Origin of the sequence: Alcanivorax sp. (genome assembly GCF_019431375.1) — a bacterium.
GTDB classification, from domain to species: Bacteria; Pseudomonadota; Gammaproteobacteria; order Pseudomonadales; family Alcanivoracaceae; genus Alcanivorax; species Alcanivorax jadensis_A.
In genome coordinates, this window is sequence record NZ_CP080267.1 from 3,762,744 (window position 1) to 3,775,055 (window position 12,312).

Consider the following 12,312-nt stretch of genomic DNA (forward strand, 5'->3'; position numbering starts at 1 on the left):
GTGACGTTATTCACATTGCTTGTCTGCGTTTCCGAGAGGGGTTAAGGGCTTTTCGGTAGTGGATTCCCGAACCGTTCCAGATACAGCCTGCCAATCTCCGTTGACCCTACGTGGTTAAGATGACTTTCATCCCGATACAAGGGGATGCCGTTCAATACCGTTTGGCAACGGCTATCGTCGCAGATGACTTTTTTCGGGTTGATCCAGAGGATGTCCGGGAAGCGTTGAAGCACGGTTTTCTTGAAGCGATAGAAGTTGTCCAGGCGCTCCTCTGCCTCCACCGCATCAATAGAGCAACCATCCATGTTTTTCAGCAGGCACTCCGCGTAGGACGCAGAAGGAAGCTCGGGCACGTCTTCGATCAGGATAACGGTGTGGCCCTGAGCGTGTAGCCAGGCCACGGTGTCCACGAAGTAACGCTGGAAGGATTCACTTTGCAGGTAGGCGCTCCACCAGGCATTGACGAAGACGGTCATGGGCCGCTGTTGCAGGTACTCGGCCAGGGCGATATTCCGTTCGGTCTTTTCCGGGTCGCCGAAGGCCTTGGCGGAGTGTTCGGGAATCAGGAATGGAGTTGAGGCCCGGGTGACCACCAGCATGGAATGGCGATCACCGATCAGCTGTTCCACGAACCCCAGCAGGGCAATCGCATGGGAGTCGCCGATCAACATGGCATCCGGCTGGCCGTTTTTCTGCTTGGCGCCAAACAGGCAGGCTTTGCCCTTGTTGAACTCTGTGGGGTCGCCCTTGAAGCAGCGTTTGTGAAGGTCGGCGGCGTTATTCTGGGCGATGATGGTGTACAGCTCGCGACGCTCCTCAGGGATGCGGAAGCTCAGGTCATCGGCGATGCGGATGGTGGACTGGATGGCCCAGATGATCAGCAGCGGCACGAAGATGAACACCATGAAGGATTTCTTGAAGCTCCAGGGGCGATGCCGGTAGCGGTTTTCCACGAAGCGGTAGCTCAGCCATGACAGCAGCAGCACCAGCGCCATGAGGCCTAGCCGGATGGGCCAGGTGATTTCGATCAGTTGATAGTGCAGCAGCGCCACCGGCGGCCAGTGCCACAGGTACAGCGAATAGGAAATACCGCCCAGAAATACCATTACCGGCAGGCTCAACAGGCGGGCGGTGACGGTGCCGGTCTGGTGCAGGCCTGCGTAGATCACCAGCGCCGTCCCGAGGGTCGGCCACAGGGCATTGTAGCCGGGGAAGTGGTGGTGCTTGGTGAGCAGCACGGCGGTGGCGCAGATCATGGCTACCCCCAGGGCGGCGAGCAGCTCGGCGCTGCCCCGGCCCAGGGCGGGAAGCTGGCGGCTGAACAGGGCCACGCCAGTGCCGAGCATGAATTCAAACAGGCGGGCGGGCAGCAGGTAGTAGGCGGCCGCCGGGTGGGCGCTGGCCAGGTACACAGACAGCGCAAAGGTGCCCACCAGAGTGATGCGGAACGGCCAGTGGCCGTCACGGCCCTTACCGAACCGGTAGGCCAGGTACAGGGCCAGGGGCCAGATCAAGTAGAACTGCTCTTCCACTGCCAGGGACCAGGTGTGCAGCAGCGACAGGGAGCGGGTTTCCGGGGCGAAGTACTGGCTCAGTTCCTGGAAATAGTAGATGTTGCTCAGGCCCACCAGGGATGACAGCCAGCTCTTGGCAAAGATGTAATAGGCATCGCCGATATAGAAGGGCGAGATCATCAGGAAGGTGACGGTGGACACCAGCAGGAACAGGGGCACCAGCCGGCGGATACGGCGGGCGTAGAAGTCTCGGAACTGGAAGGTGCCTTTCTCGAAGGCCCGCTGCAGCAGCTGGGTGATGACGAACCCGGAGATAACGAAGAACACGTCCACACCGATAAAACCGCCGGTGATGCCGGGGACGTCGTAGTGGTAGAGAATCACCAGCACAACGGCCAGCGCGCGCAGCCCTTCAATATCGGCACGGTAGCTCGGCGTGGTCTTCACAGTGTTCTCCCCAGGATGATCAGCAAAGCGGGGAGAATATAGGGCGGTGCCAGGGCAAACAAGACTGGGGGATCTGCTGATAGGGGGAGTCCGTTTTTCCCGGCTTGGTCGGCAGGGCCTGCCTTTGAGTAATGCGAACCTGATTCAGGGTGGCGCTGATGCATGTTACTGTGAGCGCCGAGCCAACCCCTCCGGCTGCCATCAAGGAGTATCGTATGGCGACATCCCTGCCGTTTTCCCTACTGGAACTGGCCTCGGTCCGTGAAGGCGACACCATCGGCCAGACCCTGACCAATAGCGTGGCCTATGCCCGCCATGCGGAATCCCTGGGCTTCAACCGGTTCTGGCTGGCCGAGCACCACAATATGGAGGGCATCAGCAGTGCCGCCACTGCGGTGCTGATCGGTCATATCGCCAATGCCACGGAGACCATTCGGGTGGGCTCCGGTGGGGTGATGCTGCCCAACCATCCGCCATTGGTGATCGCCGAGCAGTTTGGCACCCTGGAGATCCTGCATCCCGGTCGCATTGATCTGGGGCTGGGTCGGGCACCGGGCACCGACCCGATGACCAGTCGCGCCCTGCGGCGAGAAGGCCTGGGAGCCGAGCAGTTCCCCCACGACGTGGCCGAGCTGCAGCGGCTGTTGGGCCCACTGGATCGTTCCCGCCCGGTCAATGCCATCCCCGGTGCCGGCACAGAGGTGCCGATCTGGTTGCTGGGTTCCAGCCTGTACAGTGCGCAGCTGGCGGCCCAGAGGGGGCTGCCCTATGCCTTTGCCGGGCATTTTGCCCCGCGTCTGTATCGCGAGGCGCTGCGTCTCTACCGGGAGCAGTTTCAGCCATCGGCCCAGTTGGACAAGCCCTACGCCATGCTGGCGGTACCGGCGGTGGCGGCGGATACCTATGAGGAAGCCCGCTTTCTGACCACCACCAGCTATCGTCGCATTCTTTCCCTGTTTCGGGGCCAGCCATTGTGGATGCGTCCGCCGGTGGAAAGTATGGAGGGGCTGTGGAATCCGGAAGAAGAAGCCGGGGTAAAAGGCTTTCTGGCGCTGCAATTGCTGGGTACCGCCGCCACCATTGACGGGCAACTGGCCGAGTTGCTGGATAGCGTGGAAGTGGATGAATTGATGGTGACGGTGGATTTGTACGACCCGGCAAAACGTCGCCATGCCCTGGATATTCTCGCCTCGCTGCCTCAGTTTCGTCGCTAGCAACAGCGCCAGACTCCGATTGAGCTTTGCTAGCAAAACGAATGGCCTTCGCCTTGTGAACAAGGCTCCAACGGAATAGGGAGGAGCTAGCGGTGTCGTGCTTTTGCCGGGGCATTGCGCAACACCAGCAGCAATCCGGCCAGCAGGGTGAAGATGGCGGGTGCTCCACCGCCTCCGCTGCTGCCTCCTCCGGCTGGTGGCGGGGAGGGATAGCGCAGGGTCAGCGTAGCGTTATCGTCGTCATCGTTTGGCAGATCGCCATTACTGGAGAAACCGGTAAAGGTAATGGACTGGTTTGCTCCGGTATCCGAAACAAACGTCAGATTCAATGTCTGGCTGGTGGAGGCAGGCAAATTGCCCACCGGGCACCGTAGCGGGTTGGAAAGGGTACAGCCCAGCTCGTCAGCGTTTGCCAGGGTTGTATTGAGTGGCAGGGAAAAGCGGATTTCCCCATTGGTAGCGTTATTGATCGTGGATCGATTGTTGAGCGTTACCGCCACCCTGGCTTCACTGGTGTTGCCGCTCTGCTGGACGGCGGACAGAGTCAGATCCGGCTGGTTGGAGAACACCACCATCTGCGCAATGCGGTTATTGCGGCGCCGGTAATCGTCCTGGTTGGCGGTGGCGGTGATCGCCACAGTGACCACCTGATCAGCGCCGCCGTTGCCATCAACCACCAGATCCTGATTCACGCTGCCGCTGGCAGCGAGGCTGGATACGGGGCGGCAGCGATCGCCGGAAAGCAGGCCGCCGCACCCGGACCAGCGGCCACTGGCGAAAGTGCTGCCAGTGAGACTAAAGCCCAGAATCGGATTGGTGACGGTGTTTTCCTTGCTGTCGTTTTTCAGGGCTAGGGTCAGCGTCTGGCTGCCGCCGGGGGGCTGGTAGTAATACTGTGGTGGTGGCGTGGGCCATTCGGGCAGTAGATCGACAAGGGGAATACCGGAGGAAGCGGTTAACACCTCAAGCTCGCGGGTTTCCGCAGACAGATGCGTATAGCCTGATGGAGCGCCGGTGGCGCAGTTGCGCAGGCCGAAACTGGTCAGGCCCACCAGCCAGGGTTCTGGATCTTCGCCCAGGAAAAGGGGGCCGCCACTGTCGCCAAAGCAAGTGTCCTGGTTGTTGCCGTTGACCGGGTTGAGTTCGGCGGCGCAGACCGCAAAGTCGGTAATGGTAAGACTGGATAACTGCCGGCAGCGTTGCTGGGGGATATAGTCCAGCTGCACCTCTTGCAACACATTGCTGAGATTGCCATTACCGGTATCCCCCCAGCCCAGGGCGGTAACTGATTCATCCAGAGCCGTGGTACTACGACCTTCCAGATCCATAAAGCCACTTTCGCTGATTACGCTGGGCCAGCGGGTATTGCTACGGGGGTCGATACGCAGCAGGGCCAGATCCCGATTCAGGTTCTGGTATTGGCGGTGTATGAGTATTTGCCTGACGGGGATGCCGTTTTGCGGGACGTTATTACGATCAGTGTCGCCGATAAAGACAAAGGTGCGATTTGCTTCGGCCTGCTCACCGTCCAGATATTCCATGCAATGGGCGGCAGTCACCAGCCACTCCGGGCTGAGATGACTGGCCCCGCAGAGTAGATAACCACTTACGCTTGGATCATCCACTGCTACCTGGGCCATCCACGGCCAACGGTCCACTGGTGCAGGATCGCCACCCACAATTCTGGCGGTGGCGGTGTCAGCGATGGTGCTGGAGAGGGGAAGTATGGCCAGCCCTGCCAGCAGGGCAATACGACGGAACATGACGACAGCCTTGCACGTTTTTCACCAGTTTATCGGCTTTCACGGCAAGGCTGTGTGAGCTTATGTATCTGACCCGAGTTCACCAATTTAGGCGTTGTTTTGGGGATAGGGTTCAGTGCATGGGCGGGGCGTGGGCCAACCAGTGGTCGTTATCGTCCCGGGTGCGAGCCATGGAGCTCTGCAGGTGGGCCAGGGCCTGTTCCAGGGCCGCATCGCCATCGGTCAGGGTCATGATGGCGGCACGCAGGCCGGGGTGACGGTCACGCAGGTCGTTGAGCAGCTGCTCGGCGGCGGCGGTGGCAGTGCAGGGCAGCAGCAGGGCCAGATGCTGCTCATCATAGCGAGCTGCCACATCGCTGCGGCGGATGCGGTGGGCCACCCGATTGGCCAGCTGGGGCAGCTCATCGTGACGTACCAGCGCCAGGGTCATGGGTGAGGAAATCCGATCGTGTAGCGGCACCAGCCAGCCGGCGGTGCTGATCAGCGCTTCGCGGCTGATGAAATCCGTATCCGGGTCCCGCCAGGTGGCTTCCAGAGCTGCCCGGGCCAGGGCCTGGTTACGCCAGATCATCAGCCCGAAATAGAGCATACAGGCGCTCAGCGCGATAACCAGAAACAGGCTCGCTGAGGCAGAGGGCGTGGTCACATAACTCAGCCGGATCGGCAGCACAAAGGCCAGCACGATTTCTGCCCCGGCCAGCATGATCAGAAAACGTTTGATACCGTGCAGCAGACCGTTGCTGAGCACAGCGATAAACAACAGCGCCATGGTGGGGGGCGGGTTGCCCGGGTCCAGCAGCAGCACAATGCCAAGGGTGAGCAGGTCCAGGCCGGAGGCAAAGGCATCGCCATTGGCCGGCCGCCAGAACAGCAGCAACAGTTGCAGGCCCACATAGGCAGCAAACAGCAGCCAGGGGGTTGCCTTTGGCAGAGCAAAGAAGAAGCTGTCCGCGTGATGGAAATAAATCACGGCCAGGGCGGCAAACAGGGCCCGGGCCAGGTACTGCATGATCACCACACCTTGATCCGAGGTGATACGGCTGGAAGTCGTCATGATTCATCGATCCCCGGTTACTTATGGAGCCTCTGAATAATCCCTTGCGTACTCAGCGTGGCCTGAAGGGTGCAGCTGTTGTGTTTTGTCGCGACGGTCAGGGTGGTGCCCTTTCCTAGCGACAAAGCGCAGCAGATGTGCCCTTCAGGCCGCGCCCTCCGGGTCTTCCTGGCTGGCCCGCACTCGTTGTTGCAATGTCTCGATGGGTGGACACACACCTTCAACATTGCGCCTAGATTGCGAGCCAGCCTGAAAGACTGAGTACGCAAGGGATTATTCAGAGGCTCCTTGGCCGCCTATGTTGCGTCAGGGCCTCTCGGGAATAAAGATGTCATGCACGCTAATCTTGTTAAAAATGCGTTTTTTTGCTGTTGTCATGGCCAAGGAGAATGGGCTCAGGCATAAAGATAGGTCATACCGTTTGGCAGTCATGAAGGAGTCACCGTGGATAACAGTGTCAACACGCCGCTGAGAGATGATGTGCGTTTACTGGGGGATTTGCTGGGCCAGTGCCTGCGCCAGCAAGCCGGTGAGGACCTGTATCAGACCATTGAAACCATTCGCAAGGCGTCGGTGGCCACCCGTGGTGACGAAGGTGCAGCGTTGTCTTCCCTGCGCGATCTGCTGTCGCCACTGGATGACGACACCCTGCTGGAAGTGGCCCGGGCCTTTAGCCAGTTTCTCAACCTGAGTAACATTGCCGAGCAACACCATCGCGAGCATCTACACCGTCAGCACCAGCGTTACCCCGGGGACCCGGGTGGCGATCAGGGTATTCGCGATGTGCTGCAGCGCCTCCAGGAGGAGCAGATTGCCAGCGGTGTGATTGAGGGCACCCTGCGGGACCTGTCAGTGGAGCTGGTGCTCACTGCCCACCCCACGGAGGTGACCCGCCGCACCCTGATCCGCAAGTACGACCAGATGGCGGATCTGCTCGGCGAACTGGACCGGCCGGACCTGACCGAGGATGAACAGGCCTTTCGTCGCGAAAAGCTCTACCGACTGATCCTGGCCGCCTGGAGCACCGACGAAATCCGTCGCGAACGGCCCACCCCGGTGGACGAGGCCAAATGGGGTTTCGCCACCATCGAGCAGTCCCTGTGGCAGGCGGTGCCGGAAATGGTGCGGCAACTGGAGCGGGAGCTGGCCGAGCAGGGCCTGCCCCAGCCACCGGCGGACTGGGCGCCGGTGAAACTGGCGTCGTGGATGGGCGGTGACCGGGACGGCAACCCCAATGTGACCGCGCCGGTGACCCGGGAAGTGTTGCTGCTGGCCCGCTGGATGGCCGCTGACCTGTATCTGCGTGATGTGGAAAACCTGCTGGCGGACCTGTCCATGGAAGCGGCCAGCGAGGAACTGCTGGCAGAAACCGGCCCCAGCCACGAGCCCTACCGGGTGATCCTGCGCCAGGTGCGCCATCGGCTGAAACTGACTCGCCGGCAGATGGAGGCACGGGTGGAAAACCTGCCGGTGCCGGAAGGCGAGGGTTTCCTGCGGCGCGAAGAGCTGCTCGCTCCCCTGCAACTGATCGACCGCTCCCTGCGTGAGGTGGGGCTGGGGGATATCGCCGATGGCGATCTGAAAAACACCCTGCGTCGCCTCAACTGCTTCGGCATTACCTTGCTATGCCTGGATATCCGTCAGGAATCCACCCGTCATCGTGATGCGGTGGATGCGGTGACCCGTTATCTGGAGCTGGGTAGCTACGCCGACTGGCCGGAGGAGCGCAAGCAGGCCTTTCTGGTAGAGGAGCTGCAGGCTCGTCGCCCGTTGATTGATGAAGGCTTCCACAGCAGTGAAGAATGCACCGACGAGGTGGCGGAAGTGCTGGCCACCTGCCGGGTGATCGCCGAGCAGGGCAGCGAAGGGCTGGGCGCCTATGTGATCTCCATGGCCCGTGCCCCCTCGGATGTGCTGGCGGTGATGCTGCTGCAGAAGATCGCCGGGGTCAGCGAACCCATGCGCGTGGTGCCGTTGTTTGAAACCCTGGACGATCTGGACAATGCCGAAGCCACCATGTCGGCCTTGCTGGCGGTGCCGTTCTACCGGCAGCGGGTGGCCGGAGGCCAGGAAGTGATGATCGGCTATTCCGACTCCGCCAAGGATGCCGGCTTTCTCGGTGCCGCCTGGGCCCAGTACCGCTCCCAGGAAAAGCTCACCGCCCTGTTTGCCGAGCACCAGATTCCATTGACCCTGTTCCATGGCCGGGGTGGTTCCATCTCCCGGGGGGGCTCTCCCACCCGTATGGCATTGCTGTCCCAACCACCGGGCTCGGTGGCCGGACGTATTCGTGTCACCGAGCAGGGCGAGGTGATCCGCTTCAAATATGGTCGCCCGGCGGTGGCGGTGTTCAACCTGGCGCAATATGTGGCCGCCACCCTGGAAGCGACATTGTTGCCGCCCCGTGCCGCCAAGCCGCAATGGCGGGAACAGATGCAGACCCTCACCGACGTGTCCGTGGCTGGCTATCGCAGCGTGGTGCAGGAAGAGCCGGAACTGGTGCGCTACCTGCGCACGGTCACCCCGGAAACCGAACTGTCCCGGCTGGCCCTGGGCAGCCGCCCGGCGCGGCGCAAGCAGGATGCTGGTATCAGCTCCCTGCGTGCCATTCCCTGGGTATTCGCCTGGACCCAGATACGCCTGATGTTGCCCGCCTGGCTGGGCACCGGTGCGGCGCTGGAGGCGGCTCAGGCAGACCCGGCGCAGAGCAGTACCGTGCAGGAAATGGTGGCGCAATGGCCCTTCTTTCAGGGCGTGGTGGATATGCTGGAGATGGTGCTGGCCAAGGCCGACCTGCGTGTGGCGGCCTGGTATGAGCAGCGCCTGGCTGGGGATGATGCCGACCTGGCCCGGCTCGGGGAAGTGCTACGCGAGCGACTCACCGGCACCGTGAATGCCCTGTCTGCCCTCACCGGACGCGAAGACCTGCTGGATAACAATCCGGTGATGCGCTGGTCCATCCGGGTACGCGATCCTTATACGGATCCGCTGCATCTGCTCCAGGCGGAACTGATGGCGCGCCTGCGCCAGCAGGACGGCGATAAAACCCTGGAAAGCGCCTTGATGGTGACCATCGCGGGTATTGCGGCGGGGCTGCGAAATACCGGGTAAAGCAGTGAACAGTTAATAGTGAATAGTTAACAGTGACGCGAATGGACGCGTCCCAAGCTGAAAGCGGAGAGGCCGCGCTCATACATTGGGCGCGGCCTCTCCGCTTTCTGACTCAGGCATTTCTGTTCCGCGCCGCTGTTAACTGTTCATTGTTCACTATCTTCGAATGCGTGCCATCACAAACCGGCGCCTTGCCGCTGTGCTTGCAGCCGCAGAAGAACACGATCTTGTCTCTTGGGGCGGTGTAGGGCACCGGGGTGATGCCGGTGCCTTTATGGCTGCCATCACAGTACGGCTGATTCTCGCTGCGACCACAGGCGCACCAGAACACCTTTTCCCCTTTCTTCACCGGCAACGGGTAGGGAAACCGGGAAGCAATGACAGGCTTGTCCATAGGGTCTCTCCTTTTCAAAATGGCCGGGGCGTTGTACTTGCTACGCGCATTGCGGTGGGATCGCGCCTCCCTATTCACCCCGGAATGTCGCTCTCCCGCCTTTGCGCGCGGTCTCATGCGTTTCAGCAACCACAACGCCACTTCCGCGCAACTATTAACTATTCACTGTTAACTATTAACTGCTTCTAACCCCTGTCGCACAAATGTCATTCAAATGTCACTGCTGTGCCACGTCCACTGGCGAAACTGCCCGAAACTGCCAGTGGAGTACACTATGCTTGCGCAAGCCGCAGGAAAGATCAAAGCCCTTAGCCCCCACTTGAGAGGGGCCCTGGCCAAGCCGTTTACGGCCACTGCCGACATTCTCCGTTTTCCCCGGGAGATGGCAGCGGAGGCGGAAAATGCCGGCCGCTTCAGCGCCTACTTCACCCGCTCCAGGCGGGAAATCATCAAGGTTCAGCGCCTGCGTTATCGCATTTTCTCCCAGGAATACGGCGCCAGTTTCAGCGCCCCCTTCGGGCTGGACCGGGATCGCTTTGATAAACACTGCCTGCACCTGGTGGTGCGCGATAACCACAGCGGTGAAATCGTCGGCTACACCCGGGTGCTGCCCGGTGAACGCCTGCACCGCACCGGCGGTTTCTACTCCAGCGGCGAATTCGATCTGTCCATGTTGCGTCATCTGGATGGCCGGGTGGCGGAGATCGGCCGTACCTGCATTCATCCTGCCCACCGCGGCGGTGCCGTGATCACTGTGCTGTGGGCCCGGCTGGCCCAGTACATGCTCGAAAACGATGTGCGTTACCTGCTGGGCTGCGCCAGCATTGCCCTGAGCGAGGGTTACAACGTGGCTGCCATCCAGCAGCGCATCAGCCAGCGCCACCTCAGCGAACCGTCCCTGCGGGTGCAGCCGCACCTGCGTCTGGAGCGGCTGCCGGGCAATGCCGATGACGAGAGCGTGAAAATGCCGCCGCTGCTCAAGGCCTACCTGCGCATGGGCGCCCGGGTGTGCGGCGAGCCCTGCTGGGACCCGGATTTCAACTGCCTGGATTTCTTCGTGCTGATGGCGGTGGATGACCTGCCGGCCCGCTATGTGCAGCACTTCCTGCAGCCCGCCCAGGCAGTGTAGGAACGTAGGCCGGCGGGCGGGCCCGTAGGAGCGGCGCTTGAGCCGCGAAGATGGCAGGTGTGTCGCTAGTACATTCGCGGCTCAAGCGCCGCTCCTACGGGGCTTCTTACATTCGGCCCAGGTTTTGAACTGTGAGTGAGATGAGTAACTCCGTCGATATTGCTTCCTACAATGAAAGCGGCCTCTGGCCGCAACTGCGCCGGGTGTGGCGGGTTGCCCGCATCGTGATCTATCTGCTTTGGGGCTTTGTGCTGGCCTTTCTGTTGGGGGCCTTCTGGTCTCCTTACCGGCCGGTGGTGCTGGCGGCCAAGCAGCGCTGGTGTCGACGCTTTCTGGGTATCCTCGGCGTGGAACTGACGGTCACCGGCACCCCAGGCGACGCCCCGGTTTTTCTGGTCAGCAACCATGTGTCCTGGCTGGACATCCCGCTGATTGCCAGCCAGCGCCACCTGTATTTCCTGTCCAAGGCGGAAGTGGGGGACTGGCCATTAATCGGTACCCTGGCCCGGGCCATGGGCACCCTGTTCATCAAGCGGGGGAGCGGCGAGTCCAGCCGCAAGGCCCGGGAAATCGCCGACCGTCTGAAGCAGGGTCACACCGTACTGGTATTCCCGGAAGGCACCACCACCGACGGCACCGGCCTGCGCCGCTTCTTCCCGCAGCTGTTCGATGCCCCGCTGATGGCCGGAGTACCGGTGCAACCGTTAGCGGTGCGCTACCTGGATGACAGCGGCGCCCCGGATGCCGCCATGGCTTTCATTGGCGACGACGAATTCCATCACCATCTCTGGGCCATGCTGTTGCGCAACCGAATCCGCGTGCGCCTGCACTTCTGCGAACCGCTATCGGCACAGGGTACGGATCGGAAGGGGCTGTGTGAGGAGGCACATGGGAAGGTAGTGGAGCAGTTAATAGTTAACAGTGAATAGTTAACAGCGCCGCGAATTGGGCCTTCATGGTTTCCAAACGCAAGGGGCCGCGCCTGCATGTTGGGCGCGGCCTCTTGCGTTTGAAAACCCGAATAGCTGCTTTCGCGGCGCTGTTAACTGTTCACTATTCACTGTTAACTGGCTAGCATCGCCCTTTCCAACACATCAAGGATCTCCCCCAACCATGACCCGCGCCAGCGATCTGAAAAAATCCGACGTTATTGAAGTCAACGGTACCCTTTACGCCATTCGCCAGATCGAGGTCCAATCCCCCTCGGCACGGGGAGCGGCGACCTTGTATCGGGTGAAGGCCAGTGCGGTGGGCGGCGGGCCCAAGTTTGAGGAGCGTTACAAGGGTGATGATGAGGTGACCACGGTGGAGCTACTGCGCCGGCCGGTGCAGTTCTCCTACGTAGATGGCGACGATTACATCTTCATGGATAACGAGGATTTCTCCCAGTACCTGCTCAAGGCCGAGGACATTGCTGACGAGCTGGCATTTATCACCGAGGATACCGAAGGCCTGCTGGCTCTGCGGGTGGACGACGCGGTGATTGGCCTGGAACTGCCCGCCTCGGTGGTGCTGGAAGTTACCGAAACCGCCCCGGCCATGAAAGCCGCCTCAGCCTCCGCACGGACCAAGCCGGCCACCCTGAATACCGGGCTGGTGGTGCAGGTGCCGGAATATATCGTGGAAGGGGAAAAGGTGCGGGTGAATACCGCTGAACGCAAATTCATGTCCCGGGCCTGACTCCGG

The 12,312-nt window shown here is 61.2% G+C and carries 9 protein-coding genes; 5 read left to right on the plus strand and 4 right to left on the minus strand.

Features of this window, described 5'->3' with window-relative positions:
- Positions 1-41: 41 nt before the first annotated feature.
- A complete protein-coding gene (locus tag KZ772_RS17665; RefSeq protein WP_290537735.1) occupies positions 42-1,961 on the minus strand; it encodes an acyltransferase family protein in 1,920 nt (639 codons plus the stop codon).
- Between the two features lie 215 nt (positions 1,962-2,176).
- Here KZ772_RS17665 and KZ772_RS17670 point away from each other — a divergent pair, with 215 nt between their 5' ends.
- On the plus strand, positions 2,177-3,175 hold the full coding sequence (locus tag KZ772_RS17670; protein WP_290537736.1) for an LLM class flavin-dependent oxidoreductase: 999 nt from the start codon (positions 2,177-2,179) through the stop codon (positions 3,173-3,175).
- An 86-nt stretch (positions 3,176-3,261) separates the two neighbouring features.
- Here the strand turns inward: KZ772_RS17670 and KZ772_RS17675 are convergent, their stop codons facing one another.
- Entirely contained in the window at positions 3,262-4,938 is a 1,677-nt protein-coding gene (locus tag KZ772_RS17675) for a serine protease (RefSeq protein ID WP_290537737.1), read from the minus strand.
- Positions 4,939-5,050: 112 nt separating this feature from the next.
- Positions 5,051-5,992, minus strand: a complete 942-nt coding sequence (locus tag KZ772_RS17680) for a GGDEF domain-containing protein (protein ID WP_290537738.1) — start codon at positions 5,990-5,992, stop codon at positions 5,051-5,053.
- 444 nt (positions 5,993-6,436) lie between these two features.
- Between KZ772_RS17680 and ppc the strand changes: the two genes are divergently transcribed.
- Positions 6,437-9,103 carry a phosphoenolpyruvate carboxylase gene (gene ppc, locus KZ772_RS17685; protein ID WP_290537739.1) on the plus strand — a complete coding sequence of 889 codons (2,667 nt, stop codon included), beginning with the start codon at positions 6,437-6,439 and terminating at the stop codon, positions 9,101-9,103.
- Positions 9,104-9,215: 112 nt separating this feature from the next.
- On the opposite strand, the gene KZ772_RS17690 is transcribed toward ppc, so the two are convergent.
- Positions 9,216-9,497 carry a CDGSH iron-sulfur domain-containing protein gene (locus KZ772_RS17690; protein WP_290537740.1) on the minus strand — a complete coding sequence of 94 codons (282 nt, stop codon included), beginning with the start codon at positions 9,495-9,497 and terminating at the stop codon, positions 9,216-9,218.
- Between the two features lie 274 nt (positions 9,498-9,771).
- Here KZ772_RS17690 and KZ772_RS17695 point away from each other — a divergent pair, with 274 nt between their 5' ends.
- The 3 genes from KZ772_RS17695 (at position 9,772) to yeiP (ending at position 12,306) form a co-directional block, all read left to right on the plus strand.
- Positions 9,772-10,626: a GNAT family N-acetyltransferase gene (locus KZ772_RS17695; protein ID WP_290537741.1), complete on the plus strand. Its 855-nt coding sequence runs from the start codon at positions 9,772-9,774 to the stop codon at positions 10,624-10,626.
- A gap of 140 nt (positions 10,627-10,766) precedes the next feature.
- Complete coding sequence (locus KZ772_RS17700) at positions 10,767-11,555, plus strand: lysophospholipid acyltransferase family protein (RefSeq protein WP_290537742.1); 789 nt, start codon at positions 10,767-10,769, stop codon at positions 11,553-11,555.
- 184 nt (positions 11,556-11,739) lie between these two features.
- Positions 11,740-12,306 (plus strand): elongation factor P-like protein YeiP, encoded by a 567-nt coding sequence (yeiP, locus tag KZ772_RS17705; RefSeq protein WP_290510156.1) that lies wholly within the window; start codon positions 11,740-11,742, stop codon positions 12,304-12,306.
- Positions 12,307-12,312: the final 6 nt, after the last annotated feature.

Excerpts from the sequence above, each read along its gene's own strand:
- KZ772_RS17680 (WP_290537738.1), bottom strand. The coding sequence starts at position 5,992 with ATGACGACTTCCAGCCGTATCACCTCGGATCAAGGTGTGGTGATCATG.
- yeiP (WP_290510156.1), top strand. The coding sequence starts at position 11,740 with ATGACCCGCGCCAGCGATCTGAAAAAATCCGACGTTATTGAAGTCAAC.
- KZ772_RS17670 (WP_290537736.1), top strand. The coding sequence starts at position 2,177 with ATGGCGACATCCCTGCCGTTTTCCCTACTGGAACTGGCCTCGGTCCGT.
- KZ772_RS17675 (WP_290537737.1), bottom strand. The coding sequence starts at position 4,938 with ATGTTCCGTCGTATTGCCCTGCTGGCAGGGCTGGCCATACTTCCCCTC.
- KZ772_RS17700 (WP_290537742.1), top strand. The coding sequence starts at position 10,767 with ATGAGTAACTCCGTCGATATTGCTTCCTACAATGAAAGCGGCCTCTGG.
- KZ772_RS17690 (WP_290537740.1), bottom strand. The coding sequence starts at position 9,497 with ATGGACAAGCCTGTCATTGCTTCCCGGTTTCCCTACCCGTTGCCGGTG.
- KZ772_RS17695 (WP_290537741.1), top strand. The coding sequence starts at position 9,772 with ATGCTTGCGCAAGCCGCAGGAAAGATCAAAGCCCTTAGCCCCCACTTG.